The following is a 14,563-nucleotide window of genomic DNA, read 5'->3' as shown; positions in this document are numbered from 1 at the left end:
GTAAGCACAAGCTTCGAAAAACGAGTTTTGAAGCGGCATTGGTTCAGGGGAGTTAGGCTCTACAACACATTAGATAGGAATCTAGGAGGAACACAACGATGGCAAACCGCATATTGATCGTAGACGATGCAGCTTTCATGCGAATGATGATTCGCGACATTTTGACGAAGAACGGGTACGAGGTAGTGGGGGAAGCATCGGACGGCGCTCAAGCGATCGAGAAGTACAAGGAGCTCAAGCCGGATCTGACGACGATGGACATTACAATGCCTGAGATGGACGGTATCGTCGCGCTCAAAGAGATTAAGAAAATTGATGGTAACGCTAAGGTCATTATGTGTTCCGCTATGGGACAACAGGCAATGGTTATCGACGCGATTCAAGCTGGAGCGAAGGATTTCATCGTCAAACCATTCCAGGCCGACCGCGTTATCGAGGCCATCAAAAAAACACTCGGTTAACGAGCGATGAAACATTGGCAAACTTTGCGGCTTGCAGGACTTGCTTCAATCGGTTGGTTGATGACGGCAGGATGGGCTGCAGCAGAAGAAACTGTGGATTCCACAATGAATGACAAGCCACCGGTTATACCCGCCTCCAGTATGACCGGTTACTTGATCTGGGTAATATTTGCCCTGCTGCTCGTCATTGGCCTCATTGTGTTCGTCATCAAGCTGCTGTCGAAGCGTAATCGCGGATGGGGAGCCAATCGCGCATTGCGTTCCCTCGGCGGTATACCTCTGGGCCAGAACAAGTCTCTGCAGGTCGTTGAATTATCCGGACGTGTCTATATTGTCGGAGTTGGCGACAGTGTGTCCCTGCTCGACAAAATTGATGATCCAGTCGAAGCTCAGATGATACTGGATGATATGGAACAGCAAACAGGCCTTGCATGGAACGCATCATCCTTGAAAGAGATGGTGGGCCGATTCCGTAAGCGTAATACGGATTCTTCTTCCGAGCCTAACGCTGAACGCTGGCAGGAGGCGGAGTCGTTCGAGACGCTGCTGAATAACCGGTTAAAGCGTCAGTCGGAGCGGAAGCAGAAGATGAAAGAGCTTCTTAACGAGCAAAATCAAAACGATCGGTTGTTGGACGAATGAATAAGAAAATCGTGCTGTCCCTTGTCGTGCTTCAGCTTGTCGCACTGGTACTGGCTTCCCATTCGTTTGCAGAGCCTCTGCCCAATGTCAGCGTGAATATTGGCGGTGAAGGGGAGCAACCGGGAACAAGCGCGTTGTCACTGCTGCTCATAATTACGGTACTCAGCATAGCGCCAGCTATTCTCGTGCTGATGACCAGCTTTACCCGGATCGTAATCGTACTCGGCTTTGTCCGTACCTCTCTAGGTACGAATCAGATGCCGCCCAATCAAGTCCTAATCGGGCTGGCCATGTTTATCACCTTCTTCATCATGGCGCCTACATTAGGCCAAGTAAACGAGGTTGCGCTTCAGCCCTATCTGAAGGGGCAAATCACCCAGACAGAGGCGCTGGATAAAGCAGCAGATCCGATGAAGAAGTTTATGTTCAATCAGACACGGGAGAAAGACCTGCTTCTGTTCATGAACTATACCAAGACGGAAAAGCCAAAAACGTATGAAGATATTCCGCTTACGGTCATGGTTCCTGCTTTTGCGCTTAGTGAACTGAGAACTGCCTTTCAAATGGGCTTTATGATCTTCATTCCGTTTCTTATCATCGATATGGTGGTATCGAGTACGCTCATGGCGATGGGGATGATGATGCTTCCGCCGGTTATGATTTCACTGCCATTCAAAATTTTGCTCTTTGTGATGGTGGACGGCTGGTATTTAATCGTTAAGTCGCTATTGCTCAGTTTCAACACGTGACGACCGCGAAGGAAGGTATGCAAGCATGAGTTCGGACTTTATCATCGGTTTAGCAGGACAAGCGGTTTACACCGTGTTAAAGGCGAGCGCGCCAATGCTTGTGCTCGGTCTTGTAGTCGGCTTGCTGGTTAGTATTTTCCAAGCCACTACCCAAATCCAGGAACAGACGTTGGCGTTTGTTCCGAAAATTGTGGCGGTTTTACTTTCCATTCTACTGTTTGGACCATGGATTCTAAACACGCTCGTCGATTTTACGTACAATCTGCTGAACAATCTGTATAAATACATTGGATAAGCTGAGGGTAGAAATCGATGGCGCTTTTTTTACAGGGGTTTCCTATTTTTTTGCTTATATTTTGTCGAATAACTGCATTTTTCGTCGTCGCACCGATCTTTTCGGCTCGAAACGTGCCGACTGCGTTTAAGATCGGATTCAGCTTCATGATATCGCTGCTTGTTTTTCTAACCTATGGGTTAAAACAAACCGTGGTTCCTGATGCCGAATTCATCCTGGCGATTATTCGCGAAATTATGGCTGGTGTGCTGCTGGGCTTTGTCGTGTACTTGTTTTTCACCATCGTGCAAACCGCCGGCGGGTTCATTGATTTGCAGATGGGTTTTGGCATGGCGAACATTATTGACCCGATGACCGGGGCTTCGTCGCCACTGCTAGGTAATTTCAAATATATGATCCTAACGCTGATCTTCTTATCGATCAACGGACATCATTACCTGCTGTTGGCGCTATTGAAGAGCTATGAATGGATACCATTATCAAACTCTCTTTTTAGTCAAATTTACAATGGCAGCATTTCTGAATTTCTAACAAGAACTTTTGCCGATACATTCATGCTTGCCTTGCAAATCTCGGCACCGCTGGTTGTGGCCATGTTTCTTACCGATGTGGGGCTCGGTCTCCTCGCACGGACAGCGCCTCAGTACAATGTATTCGTAATTGGTATTCCGCTAAAAATCATCGTCGGCTTTCTGATGCTGGCTGTGATTATGCCCGGACTTGTGACCGTATTCGAGCATTTATTTGCTCAAATGTTTACCGCCGTCGAGAAGCTTTTCGGAATCGTGCAAGGTTCCGGGACTCAATAGGAGGACTGCTGACATGCGAGCATACCGATGGACGCTCGATTTGCAGATGTTCTCCCAGGAAAAAACGGAGCCTGCAACGCAAAAGAAACGGCAAGAATCCCGGAAAAAGGGTCAGGTGGCCAAAAGTGCAGAGCTTCCTGGCGCATTCATTCTGCTGTTCACGTTCTTAAGCTTCATGATGCTGGGAGGCTACTATAAGGAACGATTGATCAAGCTGTTCGCCTTCATATTTGAACACAAGCTTAACCTGCAGCTGTCAACAGGCAATCTGATTACGTTATTTACAGAGCTGATGATGCAGTGCTTCATACTGCTGGCCCCTATTTTTGCCATAACGGTCTTGCTTGCTTTGATCGGCAGCATGGTACAAATTGGATTCTTATTTAGCGGTGACCCGATCAAGCCTAAATTAAGCAAGCTCAATCCGATCAATGGTTTTAAGCAAATTTTTTCGATGCGGTCTGTCGTGGAGTTTTTGAAAAATATTATTAAGCTCATCGTAATCGGCGTGATCGTATATTTAACGCTTTGGAACGAAAGGCATCATATCATGCAGCTGGCGAGTGTTCCTGTTGAAACGATGTTCTCGTATACGGCAGGACTTTCGGTTAAGCTCGGTATTGAAATAGGGTCGCTGCTCGTTGTGCTAGCGATTATGGATTATATCTACCAGCGCTATGAGCATGAGAAAAGCATCCGGATGTCCAAGCAGGACATCAAGGATGAGTACAAAAAGTCGGAAGGGGATCCGCTGATAAAAGGAAAAATCCGTGAACGACAACGGAGAATGGCATTGCAGCGCATGATGCAGGAAGTGCCCAAAGCTGATGTCGTCATTACCAACCCGACACACTTTGCAATCGCACTGCAATATGACGGTTCTAAGATGGAAGCGCCGACCGTCATCGCCAAAGGAATGGATCTCGTGGCACTTCGCATTAGGGAAATTGCGAAAGAAAACGGCGTTATAACCATGGAAAACAAGCCTCTAGCCAGAGCGTTATATCAAAGGTCGGAGATCGGTGATGCGATTCCGGCAGATTTATTCCAAGCTGTGGCTGAAGTATTGGCTCATGTATATAAGTTAAAAGGAAGAACGAAGTAAGATGTCATATGCACTGGAGGAGGGATTAAGTTGAAGGCAAAGGATTTGACCATATTAATAGGAATTATCGGCATCGTACTCATGATGGTCATTCCGATTCCCACTTGGTTGCTAGATGTGCTGCTCATCATAAACATCTCCACGGCGCTTATGATTTTGCTCATCTCTATGAATACGAAGGATGCGCTGGATTTCTCCATCTTTCCGGCAATGCTGCTCATCACGACATTATTTCGGCTCGCCTTGAACATCTCGACCACACGTAACATTCTGCAGTACGGGGAAGCGGGTCATGTCGTGGCAACGTTCGGGAACTGGGTTGCCGGCGGTGAGATCGCGATTGGTTTCGTTGTGTTCTTAATTCTGGTCGTCGTCCAGTTTATCGTCATTACGAAGGGCTCGGAGCGCGTAGCCGAGGTCGGGGCGCGATTCACGCTCGATGCGATGCCTGGTAAACAGATGAGTATCGATGCGGATTTGAACGCAGGACTCATCAACGAGCAGCAAGCGAGAGACCGCCGCCAAAAAATCGAACGGGAAGCTGATTTCTACGGTTCGATGGACGGTGCCAGTAAATTCGTCAAGGGTGATGCGATCGCTTCGATCATTATATTGCTCATTAACCTAATCGGCGGTTTTGTAATCGGCATGGCTATACACGGCATGGCTTTCGGCGAATCACTCAGCACATTCTCCGTTCTAACAATCGGGGATGGTCTGGTCAGTCAGATTCCGGCCTTGTTAATTTCCACGGCGGCTGGACTTATCGTTACGCGGGCTGCTTCAGAAGGCAACCTGGCTTACGATATGACATCCCAAATGTTCCGCTATCCGAAGCTGCTTTATATTGTAGCTGGAACGATAGCACTGCTGGGTATCGGAACTCCAATCGGGATGTTGTCCACGCTACCGCTTGCAGGACTTCTCATATTCGCTGGTTACCGCATGCAGAACACGCTGGCTAAGCGTCAGCAGCAAGAGGAGCAGATGGAGGAGGAACAGCAAATCGAAGAGGTGCGGAGCCCGGAAAGTGTGATCAGCCTTCTGCAGGTGGATCCTATCGAATTCGAATTTGGCTATGGGTTGATTCCGTTGGCCGATACGCAGCAGGGCGGAGACCTGCTGGACCGTATCATCATGATTCGCAGGCAGTGCGCCCTTGAGCTTGGTCTTGTCGTTCCCGTTATTCGAATACGGGACAACATTCAGTTAAAGCCGAATGAATATGTAATCAAAATCAAAGGAAACACGGTCGCCAGAGGCGAGCTGCTCCTTAATCACTATCTGGCTATGAGTCCGGGCTTCGATGATGATTCGGTCATCGGCATAGAAACAACGGAGCCTGCCTTCGGACTACCGGCGATCTGGATCGACGAAGAGACCAAAGAGCGTGCGGAGCTGTCCGGGTATACGGTCGTTGATCCTCCATCCGTCGTAGCCACACACCTGACGGAAATCATTAAGCGTCATGCACACGAGCTGATCGGCCGGCAGGAGACGAAGACGCTTGTTGAGAATGTCAGAGAAACATACCCTGCGCTGGTGGACGAGCTTATTCCTTCCATACTTACGGTTGGTGATGTCCAGAAGGTGCTTGCCAAGCTGCTGCGTGAGAAAATATCGATTCGCGACATGGTCACCATCTTCGAAACGTTGGCCGATCATGGCGCCTATTCGAAAGACCCCGATATTCTGACGGAGTATGTCAGACAAGCGCTATCCAGACAAATCACGCAGCAATTCTCGCAAAACAGCGATACGCTGCGGGTTATTACGGTAGGGCCTTCATTGGAGAAGAAAATCGCCGAGTCTGTCCAGCAGTCCGATCAAGGCAGTTATTTGGCGCTTGATCCCATCGCCACACAGACGATTTACCAGAAGCTGAATGAACAGGTGAGTAAGCAGATTCAATCCGGCTATCAGCCGATCGTTCTGGCTTCTCCGACGATTCGGATGTATTTACGGCAAATCGTTGAACGGACGATGCAGGACATCCCGGTGCTATCGTACAGCGAGCTTGAGCCTAGTGTAGAAGTTCAAAGCATTGGGGTGGTGAATCTATGAAGGTAAAACGCTATGTCGTAAATGCGCTGCCTGAGGCGCTGCCGATGATTCGCAGCGACCTTGGCGTGGATGCCATAATCTTGAATACGAAGGAAATCAAAGTAGGCGGATTTCTGGGCATGTTTGGGAAGAAGAAGATGGAAGTTATTGCCGCCGTTGAAGCGGCAGGGGCTGCAGGGGCTGCCAAACCGGCTGCAAAGTCGGTACCGCAAGCCAAAATTAAACCTGCGTTAGCCAGAGGCGATGAGATATCTGCTACGGCTGCGGCCGCGTTCGCGGCTTCGCTGCAGCAAGCCGTCGCTTCCTCCGTCCCTCCGCAGCAGCAGGCTGAATCCAATACGAATGGAACTTCCGCTTCTATTGGCGGACAAGCCTCGGAGCTTTATCGGGCACAACGCGAAGCCGCGTCAGCGACGGCAAGACCCAATCAGCCGGTTGAGAAACCGGGGAAGATGTCTGAGGACGAGCTGCTGAATGAAATCAGAGATATGAAGCAATGGATTGTTCGAATGTCCAAACAGCAGCATGCCGCCCAGCAGCCGGAATCGATTCAAGCTCTGCAAACGAGATTAGATGAACAAGAGGTTCACGGTGACATCACTGAAAAGTTGATAACGGAAGTTGAAGCCCGCTTTGAAGGTCAGGACGCTGAACTCGTGAATCGGGAGCTGGTATGGACAGCTGCAGCCGAAATACTGGCGGAGTGGTTGGAAGGACTTGAAGACGAGGGGATCCATCGCGATACGCGTGTTGTCCATTTCGTAGGTCCGACCGGTGTAGGCAAGACCACCTCCATTGCGAAGCTGGCTGCGGAGCAGACGCTTAAAGCAGGGAAGAGAGTGGGGTTCATTACCTCCGATACGTACAGGATCGCAGCCGTCGATCAGCTTCGAACGTATGCGACGATCTTGAATGTTCCGCTTGAGGTCGTTTTCTCTCCGGCTGAGGTGACTCGCGCCTTCCATCAGCTCGAGGATCGCGAATTAATCTTCATGGATACGGCAGGACGCAATTTCCGTAATGAGCTCTATGTTTCGGAAGTAAACAGCCTGCTCCAGACAAAGGATCGTGCCGAAACCTATCTGGTCCTTAGCTTGACCGGGAAGTTCAGCGACATGTCCGTCGTTGCGGAACACTTTGCCAAATACGGGGTGCAGAAAGTGCTGTACACGAAGCAGGACGAGACACACGCTTCCGGAGCTGTTCTGAATTTGGCCTTGCAGCAAGGGATGAGACCAGCTTACATTGCATATGGACAAACAGTTCCTGACGATATCGCGCCTTTTCGTAAGGCTGCCTATGTCAAGCAGTTACTGGGGGCACCCAATCAATGAATGATCAAGCGGAGGCGCTTCGTCATCTCGTTCGTAACCGCGGGCGGCAAGAAGTGGAGAAGACTACCCGCGTGGTTACCATTACGAGCGGCAAAGGCGGAGTCGGCAAATCAAACTTCAGCTTGAATTTTGCGCTGGCGCTTCGTCAGCTCGGCAAGAAGGTGCTCTTGTTTGACGCCGACATCGGGATGGCGAATATCGATGTGCTTATGGGGATTTCATCCCCATACAGCCTGTATCATCTGCTTAAGCAGCAGAAAACGATTTGGGACATCATTCAAGAGGGGCCGACGGGCATCCATTTTATAGCCGGCGGTTCGGGATTCAAAGATTTGCTGGAGTTATCACCGGAGGAGCTTACGTATTTCACCGATCAAATCGGGAAGCTGCATGGAGAATATGACTTTATCTTGTTTGATACCGGAGCGGGATTGTCGAAAGAAACCGTCAAATTTATTACCTCCGCGGAGCTGACGCTCGTCGTCACGACACCGGAACCGACTTCGATAACAGATGCGTATGCATTAATCAAAATGGTGAAGGCCATGGACCATGATGTTCAGTTCAATCTTATAGTTAACCGGGCTGAGGACCGCAGGGAAGGGAAAGCGACGGCTGACAAGATCGCGCTCGTCGCAGAGCGGTTTCTGCAGACCCCGCTGCCGCTTCTGGGAATCGTCCTCGATGACTCTCATGTAACAAAAGCTGTGAAACGGCAATCCCCGTTCCTGCTGTCCTATCCGGGATCGGATGCATCACGAGACGTGATGACCATTGCCAAACAATTTTGCGACGTGCCTAAACCTGCGGCAGGCGCAAGCGGCGTCAAAGGATTCTTGCATAAGATGTTCAGGCTATCGAAATAAATCCTTTGAAGAGTAGGAGGCAGCGGCCCATGACCTCTTATCGCGTACTTGTAGTGGATGATTCCGCCTTTATGCGAAAGATCATCAGCGATCTCATTACAGCGGACAAGCAATTCGAGATTATTGCTACCGCGACGAATGGCCAAGAAGCAATCGACGCCGTCGAACAATGGAAGCCGGACGTCATTACATTGGATTTGGAAATGCCGGAGATGAACGGTCTCGAAGCGCTCGGCCACATTATGCGCAAGCGGCCTACACCCATCATCATGATGTCCAGCACCAGCGATGATGGGACACGCGAAACGATTAAGGCGCTTCAGTACGGAGCGTTTGATTTTATTCGCAAGCCGGCTGGTCCGCTCTCTCCTGATATTCAGAATGTCGGGGAGCAATTGCTGGAGAAGCTGCGAATTGCCGTACTTACAAGGCGGCCGTCGATACCGGCGGACAGCATCTTTACTCGGCCGCTCGCTCCTGCCGAACTTCATAAGCAGAACGGGAAAGAGAAGCCGTTAAAGCCAGGCAAGAAGGAAGCGGCGGAAACGAAACCTGTACGTCCGAAGTTAGAACCGGTTCTCAAGAAAGAACGCATAAAGCCAGCTGTATTGCCGTCCAAGCCTGCCGTAACTAGTCCTGAAGAACTATTCGCCGAGCAGGCAGAGCCTCCGAAGTCAAGCAGCAAACCAAAGCCGACGCTTTCTTTCCGCCACCTTGTTGCGATTGGCACGTCAACGGGCGGACCACGTGCTCTGCATGAGGTCATATCGTCACTGCCTGGTAGTTTTCCTGCACCGGTGCTCGTGGTCCAGCATATGCCCCCCAAATTCACGCATTCCTTGGCACAGCGGTTGAATACATTCAGCGCTTTGCATGTGAAGGAGGCGGAGGGGGGCGAAAGGGTATATGCCGGCATCGTATATATCGCTCCGGGCGGTTTTCATATGGAGCTAGCCAAGGACGCATCCGGGTATTACATAAAGCTTACACAAAGTGAACCTCGAAGCGGACACCGGCCATCCGTGGACGTGATGTTCGAGTCATGCGTCCCTTATCCTGAATTGCAGCGCCACTCCGTCATTATGACAGGGATGGGGAGCGATGGCGTCAAGGGAATGAAGGCATTGAAGGACAGTGGAGCCCAGAGTGCGATAGCCGAGGCTGAGGAATCTTGTGTGGTATACGGGATGCCCCGTTCGGCCATTGAAGCAGGCGTTGCAACATCAGTTGTTCCCTTGAAGAAAATCGCCTCAACATTGGTCGATCAGGTAATGAAGTAAATGAAGCACTCGAAACAAGGCAACTAATATGCAGGAGGTGCATGAATATGGATATGAATGCCTATCTCTCAATGTTTATCGACGAATCCAATGATCATTTACAGTCGCTGAATGAAAATCTTCTGCGATTGGAGAGCGATCCTGCTGATTTAAGCATCGTACAAGTCATTTTTCGTTCCGCTCATACGCTCAAAGGGATGTCGGCAACGATGGGATACGAGGATCTTGCATCCTTGACCCATGAAATGGAGAATGTGCTGGATCTCGTGCGCAACGAGAAGCTGAAGATGGATAACTTCATCTTCGATACGTTATTTAAGAGTCTGGATGCACTGGAGTCGATGGTACAGGATATCATTGGCGGCGGTACGGGCAGAGCGGACGTTTCGCACATCGTCGTCTCGCTGCAGTCAATCTTCAAGGGGGAGTACAAAGCGGAATCGGCTCCATCCGCTTCCGCTGCTTCGGCTGAAGGATCTTCAGGGGCAGAAGGGATTCTGGATGAATTCCAATCCTCCGTCTTGCTCCAATCCATAGAAGCAGGCCACTCCGTCTTCCATACCGTCGTAACGATTCGAGAGGATTGCATGCTCAAGGCGGCACGGGCTTACATGGTCTTTGACTTCCTGGAACGCAGCGGAGAAGTGGTGAAATCGCAACCCAGCGTTCAAGATATCGAACAAGAGAAGTTCGACCGTTCCTTTACTGTCTTTACGATAACGTCCTTGAGCCAAGACGAACTCCAGAAGGGGATCGAATCGGTTTCTGAGATCGAGAGTGCTGTCGTCACGCAGCTGGACGGAGAATCGTTATTCCAGCTTGGCGGGCGTCCGGCGGGTGCATCAACGCCTTCTAACGTTCATAACATATCGGCCGCAGCTGAGGTCGCGGCTTCAGCATCAAGTGCCGAAGCGAAGCCCGCGAGTGCACCGGCTGCTGCCCCTGCAGTAGCCTCATCCGGACAAGGCGGATCAACAGCTCTGTCACGCACCATTCGCGTCGATATTGAACGGTTAGATGCCTTGATGAATTTATTCAGCGAGCTGCTCATTGACCGCGTGCGTCTCGAACAGCTTGCGTCAGAGATTCGGCGTACGGAATTGACCGAAACGGTCGAGCATATGTCCCGGGTGAGCGGAGATTTGCAAAACATTGTTCTGAAGCTTCGCATGGTACCGGTCGAGTCGGTATTCAACCGCTTCCCCCGTATGGTACGCGATCTGGCCAAGTCGCTGGATAAGAAAATCGATTTGGTCATTACAGGTGCAGAAACCGAGCTTGACCGTACGGTAATCGATGAAATTGGAGATCCGCTCGTACACTTGCTGCGCAATTCGCTGGACCATGGCGTCGAGCCGATTCCAGACCGTATTGCGGCTGGCAAACCGGAGATTGGAACCGTTCATCTGCGCGCCTTCCACAGCGGCAACCATGTCTTCATCGAAATCGAGGATGATGGTCGCGGGATCAATAAAGAAAAGGTGAAACAGATTGCCATCAAGAATGACGTTATTACCGTAGACGAAGCCAAGCGCCTGACGGATAAAGAAATCAACATGCTTATCTTCGCTGCTGGATTCAGTACGGCTGATAAAATTTCCGATATTTCCGGACGCGGCGTCGGGCTTGACGTGGTTCGAACCAAAATCTCCACGCTGGGCGGACATGTTACCGTTGATTCCGTAGAAGGCAAGGGCTCCAAATTTTCCATCCAATTGCCGCTTACGCTGTCTATCATATCAGCGATGCTGGTTAAGCTCGGAACTGAGAAATATGCGATTCCGCTCTCGTCGATCGTGGAAACGAGCATCATACGCAGAGAGCATATCCGCAAAATCCATGGCAATCTCATGATGGAATTCCGCGGCACGGTGATCCCGATCATTTCCCTCAGCCAGGTGCTTGAATCTACATCATATAACGAGGCAGACGAAGCGGAGACCGAAATTGTCGTCATCCGCAAAGGAGATAAGCTCGTAGCTGTGATGGTAGACGAGTTTATTAGCCAGAACGATATTGTTCTGAAATCGTTAGGCAAGTATTTAACAAACATTGAAGCTATATCCGGAGCTACGATACTAGGTGACGGCCAAGTGGCCTTAATTATCGATCCAAACGCACTTATTAAATAAGGAGGGGTTACATATGGGAGAGGAAATGAAAGTCATTGTCTTTGGCTTGGCTAACGAAGAGTATGGCATCGAAGTGGACAAGGTACGCACGATCGAACGGATGTCACCCATTACGCGTGTTCCAAAAACGCCCGCTTTCATTAAAGGGGTCATTAATCTGCGCGGTGTTGTTCTCCCGGTCATCGATTTACGGGGACGCTTTGGGCTGAGTGAGTCGGAGCCGACGGAAAACTCGCGGATTATCATTGTTGCAGCCAATGATCTGGAAGTGGGCTTTATCGTCGATGCGGCTAACGATGTTATTGATATAGACAGCGACAGCATCGATTCGCCACCAGAAGTTGTCGGAGGCATTAAGGCTAAGTATTTGCGCGGCGTAGCTAAGATAGGCGACAATCGCCTGCTCATTATGCTGAACCTGTCCGAAGTGTTGAATAAGAATGAGATCATCCAGCTTGAGCAGCTCGAGGGATAAGCGGTGAACAATCCACTAGATAAGCTCGAGGCATTCAAACTAGACGTGCTCAAAGAAGTTGGCAATATAGGGGCAGGCAATGCAGCTACCGCACTATCCTGTCTCTTGGACAAGCCGGTGGATATGAAGGTGCCGACGGTCAGCCTGATTCCCTTTGAACAAATCGCGGATAAGGTGGGCGGCTTCGAGCAGGTCGTCGTTGCGATTTTTTTGCGGGTAGAAGGGGACGCCCCAGGCAATATGTTTTTTCTGATCCATGAGGATTCCGCGAAGAAGCTGCTGAAAAACCTGTTATCCATAGAAGTGCAGGACGATGCAAGCTATTCGGAAATGGAGTTTTCGGCTTTATCCGAAATCGGCAATATATTGGCTGGCTCCTATCTGTCCTCGTTGGCCGACTTCACCCGTCTTTCGATGTCGCCGACAGTTCCCGCCATTGCGGTAGATATGGCGGGTGCCATATTGAGCTACGGCTTGATGCAATATGGCGAGATGGGAGATTCAGCCTTGTTGATCGATACCAAATTCATGGAAGACCGGGAGTCGCTTGAAGGTCATTTCTTCCTCATTCCCGATCCGGATTCCTTTGATAAAATTTTCAGCGCCTTGGGAGTGCCTACCGAATGATACAGCAAAACTTGGTGAAAGTGGGCATGGCGGATCTGAATATCGCGATAGAAGGAGCCGTGCTGAAAACAACCGGACTGGGTTCGTGCGTCGGTCTGACGCTGTTCGACGAACGAAGCAAAGTAGCTGGAATGGCGCATGTGATGCTGCCTTCGTCAAGTATCGCCCGTGAGACTTCAATTAATCTTGCGAAATATGCAGACACCGCCATCCCGGATCTGATCGAGCGGATGAAGAAAGCGGGAGCTGTAACCGATCGATTGATCGCCAAGCTCGCAGGGGGGGCGCAAATGTTTGCTTTCGCCACGCAAAGCGAGGCGATGCGGATCGGTCCTCGGAACGTGGAGGCATGCAAAAAGGAGTTAACCCGCTATTCGATTCCGATTCTGTCAGAGGATACGGGCGGCAACTACGGGCGAACGATTGAATTCAGCAGCTTAAGCGGCCTGCTGGTCATCCGAAGCGTTCAGTTTGGCGTAAAGGAGATTTAATGATGATTGGAACATGGCGCTGGAATGCTGTGCTCGGGATAAGCGGAGGGCTGCTTACCTTGTTGTTCTCGTTAAGCAGCAATGGCTTGGCTATCACCGCCATGCGGTGCGTGTATGCTTTCGTCGTATTTTTTGTACTCGCTTATCTGTTTCGCGCGATATTGGCTTTTATTTTGCACACGCCAGCAGATAAGCTGCCGAATGAAATGGTTACGGATGTTCCCGAAGAAAAGGGAACCCGTGTTGATTTGTCGACCCCGGATGAAAGCGATGAGCTGAGCGGGATGTTAAAGCAGCAGTTGGATGGCAGGCCTGCCGAGGATACGAAGGAACAGGCGCCGTTCAAACCGCTGCAGCCGGAGAAATTAGTTTCGACACCGAACAAAGAGCCTGATGAATTGGCCAAAGCAATACGTCACCTGACAGGAGGGTGAGATGATGATTGAGTCGAAGGCGCCTCATTTATCTAACATCGAGATTTGGCAAAAGTGGAAAAAAGACGGAGATATTGATGCTAAGAAGCGGTTGATTGAGTATTACTTGACTTTGGTCGATTTTGTAAGCAACCGCATGGCCATTGGACTTCCGAAGAATGTTTCGAAAGACGATTTGGCAAGCAATGGCGTGATGGGACTTATTGATGCGATCGAAAAATTTGATTATACGCGCGGTTTGCAGTTTGAAACCTACGCGTCCTGGCGGATTCGCGGTGCGATCATCGATGGGCTGCGGCAGGGGGATTGGGTTCCCCGCTCGGTTCGCGAGAAAGCGAAAAAAATCGAAGAAGCGTATCAGCATTTGGAGCAGCACCTGCTTCGATCTGTGTCCGATGGTGAAATCAGTGCTTACTTGGATGTGAGCGAGAAGGAATTCCAGCATATGATCCAAGAAATTGCCGTAACGACCGTTTGCTCGCTCGAGGATCCCATTCGTGAAGAGGAGTCGGAGACGAGGCTGTCTCTGCTCATCGATGAGAAGGCCAAGAACCCGGATTACAAGGTTCATGAATTCTTTTTGAAAGAATCGCTCACGCGCGGAATTGAACGGTTGACTGCCAAGGAGCGGACGGTTATTTCCTTATTTTATTACGAAGAATTATCGCTCAGTGAAATTGCCGAAGTTATGTCATTATCGCCATCGCGCATTTCCCAGCTGCACTCGAAAGCGATATTAAGACTGCGAGGTGCGCTGGATAAGCAGAAGGATCAGTTGATGCAACACTAATCGTTCGAT

Annotated in this window: 16 protein-coding genes; all 16 read left to right on the top strand. The window is 50.1% G+C overall.

Going from position 1 to position 14,563, the window contains the following annotated elements:
• Positions 1–98: 98 nt before the first annotated feature.
• From NNL21_RS04225 to NNL21_RS04150, 16 genes are read left to right on the top strand one after another with little or no spacing between them, the layout of a single operon-like run.
• A complete protein-coding gene (locus NNL21_RS04225; protein WP_204816177.1) occupies positions 99–461 on the top strand; it encodes a response regulator in 363 nt (120 codons plus the stop codon).
• 6 nt (positions 462–467) lie between these two features.
• Complete coding sequence (locus tag NNL21_RS04220) at positions 468–1,103, top strand: FliO/MopB family protein (RefSeq protein WP_204816176.1); 636 nt, start codon at positions 468–470, stop codon at positions 1,101–1,103.
• Positions 1,100–1,852 (top strand): flagellar type III secretion system pore protein FliP, encoded by a 753-nt coding sequence (gene fliP / locus NNL21_RS04215; RefSeq protein WP_204816175.1) that lies wholly within the window; start codon positions 1,100–1,102, stop codon positions 1,850–1,852. The genes NNL21_RS04220 and fliP overlap by 4 nt, the downstream gene beginning before the upstream one ends.
• A 25-nt stretch (positions 1,853–1,877) precedes the next feature.
• A complete protein-coding gene (gene fliQ / locus NNL21_RS04210; RefSeq protein ID WP_204816174.1) occupies positions 1,878–2,147 on the top strand; it encodes a flagellar biosynthesis protein FliQ in 270 nt (89 codons plus the stop codon).
• Between the two features lie 17 nt (positions 2,148–2,164).
• Positions 2,165–2,956, top strand: coding sequence for a flagellar biosynthetic protein FliR (fliR, locus tag NNL21_RS04205; RefSeq protein ID WP_204816173.1), 792 nt, complete (start codon positions 2,165–2,167; stop codon positions 2,954–2,956).
• Between the two features lie 13 nt (positions 2,957–2,969).
• Positions 2,970–4,061, top strand: coding sequence for a flagellar biosynthesis protein FlhB (flhB, locus tag NNL21_RS04200; RefSeq protein WP_204816172.1), 1,092 nt, complete (start codon positions 2,970–2,972; stop codon positions 4,059–4,061).
• A 30-nt stretch (positions 4,062–4,091) separates the two neighbouring features.
• Positions 4,092–6,125: a flagellar biosynthesis protein FlhA gene (gene flhA / locus NNL21_RS04195; protein ID WP_204816171.1), complete on the top strand. Its 2,034-nt coding sequence runs from the start codon at positions 4,092–4,094 to the stop codon at positions 6,123–6,125.
• A complete protein-coding gene (flhF, locus tag NNL21_RS04190; RefSeq protein WP_204816170.1) occupies positions 6,122–7,459 on the top strand; it encodes a flagellar biosynthesis GTPase FlhF in 1,338 nt (445 codons plus the stop codon). The genes flhA and flhF overlap by 4 nt, the downstream gene beginning before the upstream one ends.
• Positions 7,456–8,325, top strand: a complete 870-nt coding sequence (locus tag NNL21_RS04185; RefSeq protein ID WP_204816169.1) for a MinD/ParA family protein — start codon at positions 7,456–7,458, stop codon at positions 8,323–8,325. The genes flhF and NNL21_RS04185 overlap by 4 nt, the downstream gene beginning before the upstream one ends.
• 29 nt (positions 8,326–8,354) lie before the next feature.
• Entirely contained in the window at positions 8,355–9,605 is a 1,251-nt protein-coding gene (locus tag NNL21_RS04180) for a protein-glutamate methylesterase/protein-glutamine glutaminase (RefSeq protein WP_204816168.1), read from the top strand.
• A 47-nt stretch (positions 9,606–9,652) separates the two neighbouring features.
• Complete coding sequence (locus NNL21_RS04175) at positions 9,653–11,737, top strand: chemotaxis protein CheA (protein WP_204816167.1); 2,085 nt, start codon at positions 9,653–9,655, stop codon at positions 11,735–11,737.
• A gap of 13 nt (positions 11,738–11,750) precedes the next feature.
• Positions 11,751–12,212 (top strand): chemotaxis protein CheW, encoded by a 462-nt coding sequence (locus NNL21_RS04170; RefSeq protein WP_204816166.1) that lies wholly within the window; start codon positions 11,751–11,753, stop codon positions 12,210–12,212.
• A gap of 3 nt (positions 12,213–12,215) precedes the next feature.
• Positions 12,216–12,839: a chemotaxis protein CheC gene (locus NNL21_RS04165; protein WP_204816165.1), complete on the top strand. Its 624-nt coding sequence runs from the start codon at positions 12,216–12,218 to the stop codon at positions 12,837–12,839.
• Positions 12,836–13,330, top strand: a complete 495-nt coding sequence (locus tag NNL21_RS04160) for a chemotaxis protein CheD (RefSeq protein WP_204816164.1) — start codon at positions 12,836–12,838, stop codon at positions 13,328–13,330. The genes NNL21_RS04165 and NNL21_RS04160 overlap by 4 nt, the downstream gene beginning before the upstream one ends.
• On the top strand, positions 13,330–13,764 hold the full coding sequence (locus NNL21_RS04155; RefSeq protein ID WP_204816163.1) for a hypothetical protein: 435 nt from the start codon (positions 13,330–13,332) through the stop codon (positions 13,762–13,764). Before NNL21_RS04160 ends, NNL21_RS04155 begins: the two co-directional genes overlap by 1 nt.
• A 4-nt stretch (positions 13,765–13,768) precedes the next feature.
• Positions 13,769–14,554 carry a FliA/WhiG family RNA polymerase sigma factor gene (locus NNL21_RS04150; protein ID WP_204816764.1) on the top strand — a complete coding sequence of 262 codons (786 nt, stop codon included), beginning with the start codon at positions 13,769–13,771 and terminating at the stop codon, positions 14,552–14,554.
• Positions 14,555–14,563: the final 9 nt, after the last annotated feature.

It is taken from the genome of Paenibacillus mendelii (assembly GCF_024498075.1).
Classification (GTDB): domain Bacteria; phylum Bacillota; class Bacilli; order Paenibacillales; family Paenibacillaceae; genus Paenibacillus_Z; species Paenibacillus_Z mendelii.
Note: the sequence above shows the minus strand (reverse complement) of the source record. Positions and strands in the feature narration are given on the sequence as shown.

Excerpts from the sequence above, each read along its gene's own strand:
- NNL21_RS04225 (WP_204816177.1), top strand. The coding sequence starts at position 99 with ATGGCAAACCGCATATTGATCGTAGACGATGCAGCTTTCATGCGAATG.
- NNL21_RS04220 (WP_204816176.1), top strand. The coding sequence starts at position 468 with ATGAAACATTGGCAAACTTTGCGGCTTGCAGGACTTGCTTCAATCGGT.
- fliP (WP_204816175.1), top strand. The coding sequence starts at position 1,100 with ATGAATAAGAAAATCGTGCTGTCCCTTGTCGTGCTTCAGCTTGTCGCA.
- fliQ (WP_204816174.1), top strand. The coding sequence starts at position 1,878 with ATGAGTTCGGACTTTATCATCGGTTTAGCAGGACAAGCGGTTTACACC.
- fliR (WP_204816173.1), top strand. The coding sequence starts at position 2,165 with ATGGCGCTTTTTTTACAGGGGTTTCCTATTTTTTTGCTTATATTTTGT.
- flhB (WP_204816172.1), top strand. The coding sequence starts at position 2,970 with ATGCGAGCATACCGATGGACGCTCGATTTGCAGATGTTCTCCCAGGAA.
- flhF (WP_204816170.1), top strand. The coding sequence starts at position 6,122 with ATGAAGGTAAAACGCTATGTCGTAAATGCGCTGCCTGAGGCGCTGCCG.
- NNL21_RS04185 (WP_204816169.1), top strand. The coding sequence starts at position 7,456 with ATGAATGATCAAGCGGAGGCGCTTCGTCATCTCGTTCGTAACCGCGGG.
- NNL21_RS04180 (WP_204816168.1), top strand. The coding sequence starts at position 8,355 with ATGACCTCTTATCGCGTACTTGTAGTGGATGATTCCGCCTTTATGCGA.
- NNL21_RS04175 (WP_204816167.1), top strand. The coding sequence starts at position 9,653 with ATGGATATGAATGCCTATCTCTCAATGTTTATCGACGAATCCAATGAT.
- NNL21_RS04170 (WP_204816166.1), top strand. The coding sequence starts at position 11,751 with ATGGGAGAGGAAATGAAAGTCATTGTCTTTGGCTTGGCTAACGAAGAG.
- NNL21_RS04160 (WP_204816164.1), top strand. The coding sequence starts at position 12,836 with ATGATACAGCAAAACTTGGTGAAAGTGGGCATGGCGGATCTGAATATC.
- NNL21_RS04155 (WP_204816163.1), top strand. The coding sequence starts at position 13,330 with ATGATGATTGGAACATGGCGCTGGAATGCTGTGCTCGGGATAAGCGGA.
- NNL21_RS04150 (WP_204816764.1), top strand. The coding sequence starts at position 13,769 with ATGATTGAGTCGAAGGCGCCTCATTTATCTAACATCGAGATTTGGCAA.